The organism is Jejubacter calystegiae, assembly GCF_005671395.1.
Classification (GTDB): domain Bacteria; phylum Pseudomonadota; class Gammaproteobacteria; order Enterobacterales; family Enterobacteriaceae; genus Jejubacter; species Jejubacter calystegiae.
On record NZ_CP040428.1, the window covers coordinates 1,424,257 to 1,439,507 of the forward strand.

The window sequence follows — 15,251 nt, forward strand, 5'->3', positions numbered from 1 at the left end:
AGACCGCGCGTTCTCCTTTAGCTGTGATGAATCTCCAGCGGCCAGTGGACATAGCTCTGCCACAGTATTTCCTGTTGTAGCATCTCGGCGCCCAGAGGGTGCCGGGTCAGCCAGCTGGCGGGTAACGTTAGCGCTAATGTCTCTTCCTTCGCCGCCAGAGTTAGCTCGGGAACGCAATCGTCCCGGCGCCGACTGGCGAAGATGATCGCCAGCCGCAGCAGACGGCACAGGCGTTCCGCCAGGCGCGGCGGCACGGCGTTCTGCTGATGCAGGGAAGAGAGATCCACCGGGTTGGTCTGGTTGAGCAGCAGGGTGGCCAGTAGCTTCTTCTGGGCGGGCGTAAAGCCGGGCAGATCGAGATTATGCACCAGATACGCCGCGTGTTTTGGCGCCTGCTTAAAATCGATGCTTAGCCCGATCTCATGCAGTTGGCAGGCGCTACTTAACAACTCCAGGCTGAGCGGATCCAGCTGCCAGTCATCGGCAATCTGCCGCGACAGGCAGGTCGCCAGCCGCTGCACCCGGGTGGCCTGGTCGGCATCCACCATAAAGCGGCGCTGGAGAGTATGCAGCGTACGGTCACGGATATCCTGGTCCACCGGCAGATGAAGCATACCGTAGACCAGCCCTTCGCGCAGCGCGCCGCCAGCCAGGGTCATACAGTCGATCTTCATGGCGTCGAAGATAGCGATCAATATGGCAAGCCCGCTGGGGAATACCAGCGCTCGCTCCAGGGTCAGCCCTTCAATCTCCAGCTCTTCAAGACGCCCGCACTGAATGGCGCGTTGCTTTAACTGCTGCAGTTTGGTCAGGGTGATGCGTTCATCCATTCCCTGCGCCATCATGATTTCCTGTAGCGCCTGAACCGTGCCGGAAGCGCCAACGCAGGCGTGCCAGCCGTGTCGTTTTAACTCATCCACGACCGGCAGCAGAACTTTCCGGGCGGCACGCTCGGCGGCCGCGAAGTTCTCGGTGGTCAGGCTGCGATCGCTGAAATAGCGCTCGAGCCAGGTGACGCAGCCCATGGGCAGACTGAACAGCGATGTACTGTGAGCGCCGCTGCCGGTAACCAGCTCGGTGCTGGCGCCGCCGATATCCACCACCAGTCGACGATCGTCACCGCCGGTGGTATGAGCCACGCCCTGATAGATCAGGCGCGCCTCTTCTTCGCCGCTAATGACCTGTACCGGACAGCCCAGAATCTCCTGCGCTCGCTGAATAAATTCGCTGGCGTTCGTCGCCAGGCGCAGCGTGGCGGTCGCCACCACCCGGATCTGAGCGTGGGGAATATCCTGCAGCCGTTCGGCAAACAGTTGCAGACACTGCCAGCCGCGCGCCATAGCCTCTGCAGAGAGGCTGTTGTCGCTGTTCAGCCCGGCAGCCAGCCGGACCTTACGTTTAATGCGGGTTAGCGTCTGGATGCTACCCGCTACCTCCCTGACCACCAGCATATGAAAGCTGTTGGAGCCGAGGTCGATAGCCGCATAGAGCGTGGAGGTATTTTGCATAGTGAATTAGCTACGGCGGCGGTTACGCGGAGCGTTACGACGCGGACCGTTGCCGGAACGGTTACGCACCAGCTTTTTCGGCGGCGGCAGCTCGCTAAGCAAGGCATCCGGGTTGTACTTGCTGACCGGAATGGCATGGCCGATATAGGTTTCGATGGCTGGCAGGTTGAGGGCATACTCCTCACAGGCCAGGCTAATCGAATGGCCGCTGGCGCCCGCGCGTCCGGTGCGACCGATACGGTGAACGTAATCTTCACAGTCGTCCGGCAGATCGTAGTTAAAGACATGGGTGACGGCAGGAATATGCAGGCCGCGGGCCGCAACGTCGGTCGCGACCAGAATATCCAGATCGCCGCGGGTGAATTCATCCAGAATACGCAGGCGCTTTTTCTGCGGGACGTCGCCGGTCAGCAGACCAACGCGATGACCGTCTGCAGCCAGATGGCCCCAGATCTGCTCGCAGCGATGCTTGGTGTTGGCGAAGATAATGGCGCGGTCCGGCCACTCTTCTTCGATCAGCGTCTGCAGCAGGCGCATTTTCTCTTCATTGGAAGGATAGAACAGCTCTTCCTTAATACGGTGGCCGGTTTTCTGCTCGGGTTCCACTTCAATATATTCGGCGTTGTTCATCTGTTCGAACGCCAGTTCGCGTACGCGGTAGGAAAGCGTGGCGGAGTAGAGCATGTTCAGGCGTTCGGTTGCCTGCGGCATACGGCGGAACAACCAGCGAATATCTTTAATAAAGCCAAGATCGTACATGCGATCGGCTTCGTCCAGAACCACCACCTGGATTGCGCCCAGGTTTACATGATTCTGCTTGGTGTAATCGATAAGACGACCGGTGGTGCCGATCAGGATATCAACGCCTTTTTCCAGCACTTTTAGCTGCTTATCGTAGCCGTCTCCACCGTAGGCCAGGCCCAGCTTCAGACCAGTCGCTTCCGCCAGCGGTTCTGCGTCGGAGTGAATTTGTACCGCCAGCTCGCGGGTGGGCGCCATAATCAGCGCACGCGGTTGATTGACCTGACGGCCTTCCGGCGCGGGGTGTGAGAGTAAATAATGAAACGTTGACGTCAGAAACGCCATCGTTTTCCCGGTACCGGTTTGCGCCTGCCCTGCCACATCGCGTCCCGCAAGGGTCAGCGGAAGCGACAGCGCCTGGATAGGAGTACAGTTGTAAAACCCTTTTGATTCAAGGGCTTCAACCACCTTAGGGTGCAGGGCGAAGTCGGAAAACTTCTGTTCAGTTAAATGTGTTTTGCTCATAGTGTGGTAGAATATCAGCTTACTATTGCTTTACGAAAGCGTATCCGGTGAAATAAAGTCAACCAAAAATGTTGGTTGGGCTGTGCCTCACCATTCTCTTCCGGCGTCGCTGGCAGGTAATGATGAGACACAGCCTAAATTTAGACCAACAAACCAGGCATAATCCTGTGGAGTTAAGTATGAGCGATAAAATTATTCACCTGACTGACGACAGTTTCGACACGGACGTACTTAAGGCAGAAGGGCTGGTGCTGGTTGATTTCTGGGCAGAGTGGTGCGGTCCGTGCAAAATGATCGCCCCCATTCTGGACGAAATCGCCGGAGAGTACGAAGGCAAACTGCAAGTCACTAAGCTGAATATCGATGAGAACCCGGCAACCGCGCCTAAGTACGGTATCCGTGGTATCCCCACACTGCTGCTGTTTAAAGACGGCAACGTGGCGGCCACTAAAGTGGGCGCGCTGTCCAAAGGGCAGCTGAAAGAGTTCCTGGACGCTAATCTGGCGTAACAGAACCCGGCAGATCGTCCGGCGTCCGAAAGTTATTCGGATAGCTGGACGGCCTGCATCAGTCGTGCTAAGTTAACCAGACTGCATTTTGAACTTACCCTGAGTTTTAAATCTTGTAATACCCGAGACTCTTCGCTAGCTGTTGGTGTTGTACCGCAGGCGAGGGATCATGGAGTCGATTTCGGGCCCGTTACCCAATCCGTCTTGTCGTTTCAGTTCTGTGCGTTTCTGTTACCAGACCGCGATCGGACATGGGGTGAAAGGCCATTAACAGGCATGGACTTCCTGCCATACCATTCACACTTTATGTTCGAGATATACCCCGAGTTTAAGAACCCACCATTATGAATCTTACCGAATTAAAAAATACGCCGGTTTCTGAGCTGATTACTCTCGGCGAAAGCATGGGACTGGAAAACCTGGCCCGCATGCGCAAGCAGGACATCATCTTTGCTATCCTCAAACAGCACGCGAAGAGCGGCGAGGATATCTTCGGCGATGGGGTGCTGGAGATCTTGCAGGATGGATTTGGTTTCCTCCGCTCCGCAGACAGCTCCTACCTCGCCGGCCCCGATGATATCTACGTTTCCCCCAGCCAAATTCGCCGCTTTAATCTTCGCACTGGTGATACCATCGCCGGGAAAATCCGTCCCCCGAAAGAGGGTGAGCGTTATTTCGCGCTGCTGAAGGTAAATGAGGTTAACTTCGATAAGCCGGAAAACGCCCGTAGCAAAATTCTGTTTGAAAACCTGACGCCGCTGCACGCTAATTCGCGCCTGCGTATGGAGCGCGGCAACGGTTCTACCGAAGATCTGACCGCTCGCGTACTGGATCTGGCATCGCCAATCGGTCGCGGCCAGCGTGGCCTGATTGTCGCACCGCCGAAAGCCGGTAAAACCATGCTGCTGCAGAATATTGCGCAGAGCATCGCTTATAACCATCCTGACTGTGTTCTGATGGTGCTGCTGATCGATGAACGTCCGGAAGAAGTGACGGAGATGCAGCGTCTGGTAAAAGGCGAAGTCATTGCTTCGACCTTTGACGAGCCGGCTTCCCGTCACGTGCAGGTTGCCGAGATGGTCATTGAAAAAGCCAAGCGCCTGGTCGAGCACAAGAAAGATGTCATTATTCTGCTCGACTCCATTACCCGTCTGGCGCGTGCTTATAACACCGTGGTTCCGGCGTCCGGCAAGGTGCTGACCGGTGGTGTGGATGCCAATGCCCTGCACCGTCCTAAGCGCTTCTTCGGTGCTGCGCGTAATGTGGAAGAGGGCGGTAGCCTGACCATTATCGCGACGGCGCTGATCGATACCGGATCGAAGATGGATGAAGTGATCTACGAAGAGTTCAAAGGCACCGGTAATATGGAGCTGCACCTCTCCCGTAAGATTGCAGAGAAACGCGTCTTCCCGGCCATCGATTACAACCGTTCCGGTACCCGTAAAGAAGAGCTGCTCACCACTCAGGAAGAGCTACAGAAGATGTGGATTCTGCGTAAGATTATTCACCCGATGGGCGAAATCGATGCGATGGAATTCCTGATCAACAAGCTCGCGATGACCAAAACCAACGATGATTTCTTCGACATGATGAAGCGTTCATAGTTGCGGAAAACTCGGGGAACGCCACGTTTTGACGTGGCGTTTTTCTTTTCTGCTTTATAGGATTACGCTCTGGCTGTTATATTTGCAGGCTTCATGGACGATACCTTTGGCAGGGTAGAAGGTCATAGGCCTCGTTGAAAATAAAACGCCGTCTGTTCAGCCGTATCCGAGACTCCTCTTCATGGGGAAGCCTTCGATGGGTATACTGGCGCTGAACGTACATTTTGCAGAGAGCGCTCATTGTGAATTTAGTCTCCGCTGGTGCTGAATTGTTCAGTATTTTTCTGTTCACCACCATCTTTCTTTTTTTCGCCCGTAAAGTGGCTAAAAAAATTGGCCTGGTCGATAAGCCTAACTTCCGAAAACGCCACCAGGGGTTGATACCGCTGGTGGGGGGAATATCGGTTTATGTGGGGGTCTGCTTTACATTCTGGCTGGCGGATTACTACATTCCTCATGCCGCCCTTTATCTGGGCTGTGCCGGCGTTCTGGTGCTGGTGGGAGCTCTGGATGACCGATTTGATATCAGTGTAAAAATCCGGGCCACAATCCAGGCGCTGATCGGCATTATTATGATGGTGGTCGGCAAGCTTTATCTGAGTAGCCTGGGATATATTTTCGGCTCATGGGAACTGGTATTAGGGCCTTTTGGATATTTTCTTACCCTGTTTGCCGTCTGGGCCGCCATTAACGCCTTCAATATGGTGGATGGTATCGATGGGCTGTTAGGCGGCTTGTCCTGCGTCTCTTTCGCTGCCATGGGCATCATCCTGTGGTTCGACGGTCAGATTAGTCTTGCGATGTGGTGTTTCGCCATGATTGCAGCGATTGTGCCTTATATCCTGTTAAACTTAGGTATTCTGGGACGTCGCTATAAAGTCTTTATGGGCGATGCCGGTAGCACCCTCATTGGTTTTACCGTTATCTGGATTCTGCTGGAGACCACCCAGGGGAAAACCCATCCTATCAGCCCGGTTACCGCTTTGTGGATTATCGCCATCCCACTCATGGATATGGTGGCCATCATGTACCGCCGCCTGCGCAAGGGGATGAGCCCCTTCTCGGCAGATCGCCAGCATATCCATCATCTCATCATGCGTGCGGGTTTCACTTCACGACAGGCCTTCGTGCTGATAACGCTTGCCGCAGCGCTGTTGGCAGCCATCGGTGTGGTCGGGGAGTATCTACACTTTGTTCCTGAATGGGTAATGCTGGCACTGTTCTTGCTTGCATTTATGCTCTACGGCTACTGCATTAAACGCGCCTGGAAAGTGGCCCGCTTTATCAAGCGCACCAAGCGCCGCATCCGCCGTAATAATGATAAGAGTCCTGGCCTGAGCAAATAAGCAGGGGAAGTGATGAGACAACATATGTCCGGAGATCCGGTAACCGATAACGAGCTGGACGTTCGTGGCCTGTTTTGTACGCTGTGGCGGGGAAAATTCTGGATTGTTTGCGGCACTTTACTGTTCGCCCTGGCTGCTCTGGTGTACACCTTTTTTGCGCGCCAGGAGTGGAGTTCTACCGCAATAACCGATCGCCCTACCGTCAATATGCTGGGCGGCTACTATTCGCAGCAGCAGTTCCTGAGCAATCTCGACGCCCGCGCGGGTTCGACGCCGGTTGATCAGCCTTCGGCAATGGATGAAGCCTACAAAGAGTTCACCATGCAACTGGCCTCCTGGGATACCCGTCGTGAGTTCTGGCAGCAGACCGATTACTACCGGCAGCGCCAGTCGGGGAACAGTAAGGCGGATGCCGCCCTGCTCAATGAAATGATTGGCAATATTCAGTTCACTGCCGGAGACGTTACCCGCAATTTAAACGACAGCGTTAAGCTGATTGCCGAAACCGCGGCGGATGCCAATAATCTGCTGCGTCAGTATGTCGCCTTTGCCAGCCAGCGGGCTGCTAAGCATCTGAATGATGAGCTGAAAGGCGCCTGGGATGCGCGCATTGTACAGATTCAGGCGCAGGTTAAACGTCAGGAAGCTGTCGCGCAGTCTATCTACGATCGTCGGGTTCACAGCCTGGAGCAGGCGCTGAAAGTCGCAGAGCAGCACAATATCAGCCGCAGCGAAGCGGATGTGCCTGCTAACGAACTGCCTGAGTCCGAACTTTTTATCCTGGGACGCCCGATGCTGCAGGCCCGTCTGGAAAATCTGCAGGCGACAGGGCCTACTTATGAGGTTGATTACGATAGAGACAGGGCGATGCTGACCACGCTTAAAGCGGGCCCCGAGCTGGAACCGCGTTTCCAGACCTATCGCTATCTGCGCACGCCGGAAGAGCCCGTACGTCGCGACAGCCCGCGTCGCACCTTCCTGCTGGTGATGTGGGGTATTGTCGGCGCCCTGGCGGGAGCCGGTGTTACATTAGCCCGCCGTCCACGCGTCTGATGAGCCAGAATATGATGAAGGGATCCTGACGATCTCTTCATCTGTAATTAACCCAGAGAGAGCACTATCGTGAAAGTCTTGACCGTTTTCGGCACGCGTCCTGAGGCCATTAAAATGGCGCCGCTGGTCCACGCCCTGGCAGAGGATCCTTTCTTCGATGCTCGGGTCTGCGTTACCGCGCAGCACCGTGAAATGCTGGATCAGGTACTCACGCTTTTTTCCATTCAACCCGACTTTGACCTTAATATTATGAAGCCGGGGCAGGGGCTGACGGAGATCACCTGCCGTATCCTGGAAGGGCTGAAACCCGTTCTGGAGGATTTTAGTCCGGATGTAGTGCTGGTTCATGGCGACACCACGACAACAGTGGCCGCCAGTCTGGCGGCCTTTTATCAGCAGATTCCCGTTGGGCACGTCGAGGCGGGACTACGTACCGGCGATCTCTATTCGCCCTGGCCGGAAGAGGCCAACCGCACGTTGACCGGACATCTGGCGATGTACCATTTTGCGCCTACCGAGCCCTCGCGCCAGAACCTGCTGCGCGAAAATATTGCCGATAATCGGATCTTCGTCACCGGCAATACGGTGGTTGATGCGCTGCTGTCGGTACGCGATCGAGTGCTGAACGACGAAGCGCAGCACAGAGCGCTGAGTAGCGCTTATCCCTTCCTGGAGCCGCAGCGCAAAATGATTCTGGTTACCGGCCACCGCCGCGAAAGCTTTGGCAGCGGTTTTGAGCAGATCTGCCACGCTTTGGCTCAGGTGGCGGCGGATAATCCGGATGTGCAAATTGTCTATCCGGTACATCTGAACCCTAACGTTAGCGAGCCGGTTAATCGCATTCTGGGGCATGTCGGGAATATTCATCTGATTGCCCCTCAGGACTATCTGCCGTTTGTCTGGCTGATGCAGCATGCGTATCTGATTCTGACGGACTCCGGCGGTATTCAGGAAGAGGCCCCGTCGCTGGGTAAACCGGTGCTGGTCATGCGTGAAACCACCGAACGACCAGAGGCAGTAAGCGCTGGCACTGTACGGCTGGTTGGCACCCATACCCGCACTATTGTGGATGAGGTTAATCAACTGCTGAAAGACGAAGAGGCTTATCTGACGATGAGTCGGGCGCATAACCCCTATGGTGATGGCGAGGCCTGCCAGCGTATTATCAGCGCGTTGAAAACCAGTCAGGTGAAATAATGAGTTTTGAAATTATCTCAGTGATTGGACTGGGATATATCGGGCTGCCCACAGCGGCAGCTTTTGCATCACGTCGTCAGCGCGTGATCGGCGTGGATATCAATACCCGGGCGGTGGAAACCATTAACCGTGGCGAGATCCACATTGTCGAACCAGAGCTGGGACGAGTGGTGAAAACCGCCGTAGAGAAGGGCTATCTGAGTGCCCGTAACACACCAGTCGAGGCCGATGCTTTTCTGATCGCGGTACCGACGCCGTTTATGGAGGGCCATAAGCCAGACATGGCATATGTCCGCTCGGCGGTGGAATCCATCGCGCCGGTACTGAAGAAGGGATCGCTGGTGATTCTGGAGTCCACCTCGCCGGTGGGCACCACGGAAACTATGGCGGAATGGCTGGCGGCACTGCGCCAGGATCTTACCTTCCCCCAGCAGGTGGGAGAGGCGGCGGATGTTAATATCGCCTACTGTCCGGAGCGGGTATTGCCTGGCCGGATTATGGAAGAGCTGATTAGCAACGACCGGGTAATTGGCGGTATGACGCCAGCCTGTTCGGCACGCGCCAGCGAACTCTATCGCATCTTTCTGGAAGGGGAGTGCGTGGTAACGAATGCCCGTACGGCGGAGATGTGCAAACTGACCGAGAACAGCTTTCGGGATGTGAATATCGCCTTCGCGAACGAGCTTTCGCTGATTTGCGCAGACCAGGGTATTGATGTCTGGGAACTTATCCGGCTGGCTAACCGCCATCCGCGGGTCAATATTTTGCAGCCCGGGCCGGGCGTTGGCGGGCACTGCATCGCGGTCGATCCCTGGTTTATCGTGGCCCAGAACCCGCAACAGGCGCGGCTGATTCGTACCGCCCGTGATGTCAACGACAGCAAACCCGAATGGGTGATTGGCCAGGTGAAGGCGGCCGTGGCGGACTGTCTGAATGCGAGCGGGCACTGTGCCGATGATGTCACCATCGCCTGCTTTGGGCTGGCGTTTAAGCCGGATATCGATGATCTGCGTGAAAGCCCGGCCATGGATATTGTCAGGAAGCTGGCCGGGTGGCACCGTGGCGACATGCTGGTAGTGGAACCTAATATCCATGAACTGCCGGAAAGCCTGGCGCGCTGTCAACTGACCCACCTTGATGAAGCACTCGCCCGTGCCGATGTGCTGGTTATGCTGGTGGATCACCAGTCGTTTAAGGCGCTGGATGCCGGACAGATCCACCAGCAGTGGGTGGTGGATACTAAAGGGGTCTGGCGGTGAGTCAGGGGCCGGCTTCGCTTCACGGCCGCGTTGAACGACTGTCGTGGGAGAGCGATTTTTTCGGTCTGTCCAGTGCGATTGTCCGCTTTTCCGATGGCGATCCCCGGCTGGACGTGGCGGAATTGCAGCGTTTTGAGCGCGTGCAGGCCAAAGTGCCTGCCGAACGCTGCGAATGGCTGGATGCCCTGCAACAGTTGGGGTTTCGGCTGGTGGAAGGGGAAATTGACCTGAGCCTGGCGCTTGTGGGTTGTTCTGCGAGTGCCGATCTCTGCGTGGCGGACGATGCCGATATTCCGATGCTTCGCGATATGGCCAGTCAGTGCTTTTCCCATAGCCGTTTTCGTACTCCCTGGTATGGACAGGCGGACAGCGGCCGCCTGTATGCGCAGTGGGTGGAAAACGCGGTAAAGGGCACCTTCGACCATCAGTGTCTGGTGGTACGCGAAGGAGAGCGGCTTCATGGTTTTGTGACGCTGCGTCAGCTTAATGACGAGGAAGCGCGCATGGGGTTACTGGCGGGGCCCGGATGCGGGGCGCAACTGATGCAGGGAGCGCAGGCGTGGTGTGTGGCGCGCGGTATTAGCCGGTTGCGAATAGCAACCCAAATGGCGAACCGGGCGGCGCTGCGTCGTTATATCAAGAGCGGGGCCACGATAGAGAGCACCGCTTACTGGTTATACAGGTGAGAAAATGATTCCGTTTAACGCACCTCCGGTCGTGGGGACAGAGGTCGACTATATCCAGTCGGCGATGGGCAGCGGTAAGCTGTGCGGCGACGGCGGCTTTACCCGCCGCTGCCAGCAGTGGATGGAGCAGCGCTTCGGCAGCGCTAAGGTATTACTGACCCCGTCCTGCACTGCCTCGCTGGAGATGGCAGCGCTGTTACTCGATATTCAGCCCGGCGATGAAGTGATTATGCCGAGCTACACCTTTGTTTCCACCGCTAATGCCTTTGTACTGCGCGGCGCGCGCATCGTCTTTGTGGATATCCGCCCGGATACCATGAATATCGATGAAACCAAAATTGAAGCGGCGATCACCGAACGAACCCGGGTCATCGTGCCGGTTCACTATGCCGGCGTGGCCTGTGAAATGGACACCATTATGCGTATCGCCCGCGAGCATAAGCTGTGGGTGGTAGAAGATGCCGCTCAGGGCGTCATGGCCAGCTATAAAGGCCGGGCACTGGGAACCATCGGCCATATCGGCTGTTACAGCTTTCATGAAACCAAGAATTACACCGCAGGCGGCGAGGGTGGAGCGACGCTCGTCAACGACCCGGCGCTGGTAGAACGCGCGGAGATCGTTCGTGAAAAGGGCACTAACCGCAGCCAGTTCTTCCGTGGCCAGGTGGATAAATATACCTGGCGCGATATCGGCTCCAGTTACCTGATGGCGGATCTTCAGGCTGCCTATCTGTGGGGGCAGCTTGAAGCGGCGGAGAGCATCAATCAGCAGCGCCTGGCGCTGTGGCAGAACTACTATGACGCATTGCTACCGCTGGCAGATAAAGGCCGCATTGAGCTGCTGACCCTGCCTGCTGACTGCATGCATAACGCCCATATGTTTTACATAAAGCTGCGCGATGCCGACGATCGCAGTCGGTTAATTAGCTGGCTGAAAGAGGCGGAAATCCTGGCAGTATTCCACTATATCCCGCTACACAGCAGCCCGGCGGGCGAAGCGTTCGGAAGATTTCACGGCGAAGACCGTTATACCACCTCCCAGAGTGAGCGCCTGCTGCGCCTGCCGCTCTTCTATAATCTGAGCGCGACCAATCAGCGTACGGTGATCAATTCGCTGCAGAGCTACTTCGCCTGATGTCGCTGGCACGGGCTTCGGTGTGGACCGCGGCGTCCACGCTGGTCAAGATCGGCGCGGGTTTGCTGGTGGTGAAACTGCTGGCGGTAGCCTACGGCCCCGGCGGTGTCGGGATGGCGGGGAATTTCCGCCAGTTGGTCACGGTGCTGGGCGTACTGGCCGGTGCCGGTATTTTTAACGGCGTCACTAAGTATGTCGCCCAGTATCTGGATGATTCACAGCGTCTTCGGCTGGTGGTGGGGACCTCCTCGGCGATGGTGCTGGGCTTTTCAACTCTGCTGGCGCTGATATTTGTGCTGGCGTCTGGCCCCATCAGTCAGGGGTTGTTCGGCCAGCGGGACTATCAGGGGCTGGTACGACTGGTGGCGCTGGTTCAGTTAGGAATCGCCTGGGCAAACCTGTCGCTGGCGATTATCAAGGGGTTTCGTGATGCAGCCGGTAATGCGCTGGCGTTGATTCTGGGAAGCCTGATCGGGGTTCTGGCGTGGCTGGCAAGCTGGCGTCTGGGGGGATATCCCGGTGCGCTGCTGGGTCTGGCGCTGGTGCCTGCGTTGGTGGTGATTCCCGGCGCGATTATCCTGCATCGCCGCCGCCATCTGCCGCTGAGCTATCTGAAACCCTGCTGGGACAGAGAAACGGCGGCTAACCTCAGCAAGTTCACCTTTATGGCGCTGATGACCTCGGTAACCATGCCGGTGGCTTATGTGATGATGCGTAACCTGCTGGCGGTACGCTATGGCTGGGATACGGTCGGGATATGGCAGGGGGTGAGTAGCATCTCCGACGCCTGGCTGCAGTTTATTACCGCCTCGTTTAGCGTTTACCTGCTGCCGACGCTCTCAAGGCTGACGGCGAAGGCGGATATCAGCCGCGAAATTGGTCGGGCATTGCGTTTTGTCCTGCCCGCGGTGGCTCTGGTGGGATTCGGGGTCTGGGTTCTGCGCGATTTCGCCATCTGGCTGCTCTTTTCGGCAAAGTTTACCGCTATGCGTGACCTGTTCGCCTGGCAACTGGTGGGGGACGTACTGAAGGTCGGCGCTTATGTCTTTGGCTATCTGATTATTGCGAAGGCCTCGCTGCGGCTCTACATCCTGGCGGAAATCAGCCAGTTCGCGCTGTTGACCGGTTTCTCCCGCTGGCTGATACCGGAGCATGGCGCATTGGGCGCCGCTCAGGCCTATATGGCGACCTATATTGTCTGGTTCTCCCTGTGCTGTCTGGGATTTCTTTGGTGGCGTAACCGCGTATGACGACACTGATTCACGTGCTGGGATCGAACATCCCGCACCACAACCATACCGTACTCAGTTTCTTTCAACAGACGCAGGCGGCGTCGGAGCAGGGGCGGCGCTTTATGGTAGTTTCCGACGATGCCGGGCTGATGGCAGCGTATCCGTCGCTTGCGATTGAGGTATTCCCCACGAAAAAGGCGCTGGCCCAGGCGGTAACTGCCCGTGCACGGCGCGATCGCCGCCAGCGCTTTCTGTTCCATGGCCAGTTTAATCAGTCGCTGTGGCTGGCACTGCTGTGGGGCGGCATTAAACCGGCGCAGTTTAACTGGCATATCTGGGGCGCCGATCTTTATGAAGTTTCCGCCAGTCTGAAGTTCCGGCTGTTCTACCGCCTGCGGCGTCTGGCACAGCGCCGGGTTGGGCGGGTATTCGCTACCCGCGGCGATCTTAACTATTTTCACCAGCGCTATCCGCAGGTGGCGGGTGAACTGCTCTATTTTCCCACCCGGATGGACCCGTCCCTCAACAATCTGGATAATGAGAAGAATCAGCGGGATTTTGTGCAGATCCTGGTGGGAAATTCCGGCGATCGCAGCAATCAACACGTTGAGGCGTTGCGTGAGATCCATCAACGCTTCGGCGATCGGGCCCGTGTGGTGGTGCCTATGGGCTACCCCGAGGGCAATCAGGCGTATATCGATGAGGTACAGCGAGCGGGAAGTCAGCTGTTCAGTCCCGACCGCCTGGAGATATTGCGCGATCGGCTGGCATTCGACGCCTATCTGACGCTGCTTCGAAAGTGTGATCTGGGTTATTTCATCTTTGAGCGCCAGCAGGGGATAGGCACACTCTGTCTGCTTATTCAGGCGGGGATCCCCTGCGTTCTGAGCCGGAAGAATCCCTTCTGGCAGGATATGGTGGAGCAGCAGATTCCGGTTCTGTTTACCGGTGATACGCTTAATGAGTCGGTGGTGCGCGAGGCGCAGCGCCAGTTGAAAAGTGTGGATAAGAACGGCATCACTTTTTTTAGCCCCAACTACCTTGATGGTTGGATGCGGGCGTTGCGAGTGGCATCAGGAGAAGAGAAGGCATGAGTTTGCTGCAGTCTGGCGGTCTGATGATTATCTGGCTTGCCTCCGTGCTGTTTATTGGTACCGTGACCTGGCGCGAGTTTCGCCGGGTGCGTTTTAATTTTAATGTTTTCTTTTCACTGCTGTTCCTGTTGACGTTCTATTTCGGCTTCCCGTTAACGATGACGCTGGTGTTCCGCTTTAACGTGGAGGTGCTTCCTGCCCAGGCGCTTCAGCAGGCTCTGCTGACCGCTGGGTGTTTCTATGCCGTCTATTACACCGCCTATAAAACCCGGCTGCGATCGGCTGTCGCGGAGCGCAACCGGCCGGAACGGCTCAATATCAATCGGGTCGAAGCGCAGCTCACCTTCCTGCTGCTGTTGACGGTGGCGCTGGCCAGCGTCGTGCTCTTTTTTATGCTCAACGGTTTTCTGCTGTTCCGACTGCACTCCTACAGCGAGATTTTCTCAAGCCAGGTGGCGGGCGTGGCGCTTAAACGCTTCTTCTACTTCTTTATTCCGGCCATGCTGGTGCTCTATTTTTTGCGTCAGAGTAAAAGCGCCTGGCTGGGGTTTCTGGTGTGTACCGTGGCGTTTGGTCTGCTGACCTACGCGCTGGTGGGCGGCACGCGTGCCAATATTATTATCGCTTTCGCCATCTTCCTGTTTATTGGCATTCTGCGCGGCTGGATCTCGCTGTGGATGCTGGCATGCGCTGGCGTGCTGGGCATAGTCGGGATGTTCTGGCTGGCGCTAAAGCGCTATGGTCTGGACGTGAGCGGCGACGAAGCGTTTTATACCTTCCTGTATCTGACGCGCGATACCTTCTCGCCCTGGGAGAACCTGGCGCTGCTGATCCAGAACTACGATAAGATCGATTTCCAGGGGCTGGCGCCCATCGTGCGCGACTTTTATGTCTTTATTCCTTCCTGGCTGTGGCCGGGGCGTCCTGCTGCCGTGCTGAACAGCGCCAACTACTTTACCTGGGAAGTGCTGAACAACCACTCGGGGCTGGCGATTTCTCCCACGCTTATCGGTTCGCTGCTGGTAATGGGCGGTTACTGGCTTATCGTACCGGGTGCCGTGGTGGTGGGGCTGATTATCAAATGGTTCGACTGGCTCTATGAGCTGGGGAACCGGACGGATAATCGCTATAAGGCGGCGATACTGCACAGCTTTTGCTTCGGCGCCATCTTTAATATGATCGTGCTGGCGCGTGAGGGGCTGGATGCCTTTGTTTCGCGGGTGGTCTTTTTTATGTTGGTCTTTGGATTATGCCTGTGGCTTGCCCGGCTGTTATTCAAAGCCTTCGAGCGAGTTGGGCTGGTCCGTGAGCGCACGGCGGCATCCCGGAACGCGCTTTATACACAAACGGATAAGTAACGCA

General features: G+C 56.5%; 13 protein-coding genes. 11 read left to right on the plus strand and 2 right to left on the minus strand.

Annotated features, from left to right (window positions below; genetic code table 11):
• Positions 1 to 17: 17 nt before the first annotated feature.
• Positions 18 to 1,508: a guanosine-5'-triphosphate,3'-diphosphate diphosphatase gene (gene gppA / locus FEM41_RS06550; protein ID WP_138095222.1), complete on the minus strand. Its 1,491-nt coding sequence runs from the start codon at positions 1,506 to 1,508 to the stop codon at positions 18 to 20.
• Positions 1,509 to 1,514: 6 nt separating this feature from the next.
• On the minus strand, positions 1,515 to 2,774 hold the full coding sequence (gene rhlB, locus FEM41_RS06555; RefSeq protein WP_138095223.1) for an ATP-dependent RNA helicase RhlB: 1,260 nt from the start codon (positions 2,772 to 2,774) through the stop codon (positions 1,515 to 1,517).
• A 179-nt stretch (positions 2,775 to 2,953) separates the two neighbouring features.
• Here rhlB and trxA point away from each other — a divergent pair, with 179 nt between their 5' ends.
• The 11 genes from trxA (at position 2,954) to wzyE (ending at position 15,247) form a co-directional block, all read left to right on the plus strand.
• Complete coding sequence (gene trxA, locus FEM41_RS06560; RefSeq protein WP_138095224.1) at positions 2,954 to 3,283, plus strand: thioredoxin TrxA; 330 nt, start codon at positions 2,954 to 2,956, stop codon at positions 3,281 to 3,283.
• A 344-nt stretch (positions 3,284 to 3,627) separates the two neighbouring features.
• Positions 3,628 to 4,887: a transcription termination factor Rho gene (gene rho / locus FEM41_RS06565; RefSeq protein WP_138095225.1), complete on the plus strand. Its 1,260-nt coding sequence runs from the start codon at positions 3,628 to 3,630 to the stop codon at positions 4,885 to 4,887.
• A 242-nt stretch (positions 4,888 to 5,129) separates the two neighbouring features.
• Positions 5,130 to 6,233, plus strand: a complete 1,104-nt coding sequence (wecA, locus tag FEM41_RS06570) for a UDP-N-acetylglucosamine--undecaprenyl-phosphate N-acetylglucosaminephosphotransferase (protein ID WP_138095226.1) — start codon at positions 5,130 to 5,132, stop codon at positions 6,231 to 6,233.
• Positions 6,234 to 6,245: 12 nt separating this feature from the next.
• Positions 6,246 to 7,286, plus strand: a complete 1,041-nt coding sequence (gene wzzE, locus FEM41_RS06575) for an ECA polysaccharide chain length modulation protein (RefSeq protein WP_138095227.1) — start codon at positions 6,246 to 6,248, stop codon at positions 7,284 to 7,286.
• A 69-nt stretch (positions 7,287 to 7,355) separates the two neighbouring features.
• The gene (gene wecB, locus FEM41_RS06580; RefSeq protein ID WP_138095228.1) at positions 7,356 to 8,483 is read left to right on the plus strand and encodes a non-hydrolyzing UDP-N-acetylglucosamine 2-epimerase; all 1,128 of its coding nucleotides are present in this window, start codon (positions 7,356 to 7,358) and stop codon (positions 8,481 to 8,483) included.
• A complete protein-coding gene (gene wecC / locus FEM41_RS06585) occupies positions 8,483 to 9,742 on the plus strand; it encodes a UDP-N-acetyl-D-mannosamine dehydrogenase (RefSeq protein ID WP_138095229.1) in 1,260 nt (419 codons plus the stop codon). Before wecB ends, wecC begins: the two co-directional genes overlap by 1 nt.
• The gene (gene rffC, locus FEM41_RS06590) at positions 9,733 to 10,428 is read left to right on the plus strand and encodes a dTDP-4-amino-4,6-dideoxy-D-galactose acyltransferase (protein ID WP_138095230.1); all 696 of its coding nucleotides are present in this window, start codon (positions 9,733 to 9,735) and stop codon (positions 10,426 to 10,428) included. Before wecC ends, rffC begins: the two co-directional genes overlap by 10 nt.
• A gap of 4 nt (positions 10,429 to 10,432) precedes the next feature.
• On the plus strand, positions 10,433 to 11,563 hold the full coding sequence (gene rffA, locus FEM41_RS06595) for a dTDP-4-amino-4,6-dideoxygalactose transaminase (RefSeq protein WP_138095231.1): 1,131 nt from the start codon (positions 10,433 to 10,435) through the stop codon (positions 11,561 to 11,563).
• Positions 11,563 to 12,813, plus strand: a complete 1,251-nt coding sequence (gene wzxE, locus FEM41_RS06600) for a lipid III flippase WzxE (protein WP_138095232.1) — start codon at positions 11,563 to 11,565, stop codon at positions 12,811 to 12,813. Before rffA ends, wzxE begins: the two co-directional genes overlap by 1 nt.
• Positions 12,810 to 13,889 carry a TDP-N-acetylfucosamine:lipid II N-acetylfucosaminyltransferase gene (locus tag FEM41_RS06605; RefSeq protein WP_138095233.1) on the plus strand — a complete coding sequence of 360 codons (1,080 nt, stop codon included), beginning with the start codon at positions 12,810 to 12,812 and terminating at the stop codon, positions 13,887 to 13,889. Before wzxE ends, FEM41_RS06605 begins: the two co-directional genes overlap by 4 nt.
• Positions 13,886 to 15,247 carry an ECA oligosaccharide polymerase gene (gene wzyE / locus FEM41_RS06610; protein ID WP_138095234.1) on the plus strand — a complete coding sequence of 454 codons (1,362 nt, stop codon included), beginning with the start codon at positions 13,886 to 13,888 and terminating at the stop codon, positions 15,245 to 15,247. Before FEM41_RS06605 ends, wzyE begins: the two co-directional genes overlap by 4 nt.
• The last annotated feature ends 4 nt before the right edge of the window (positions 15,248 to 15,251 follow it).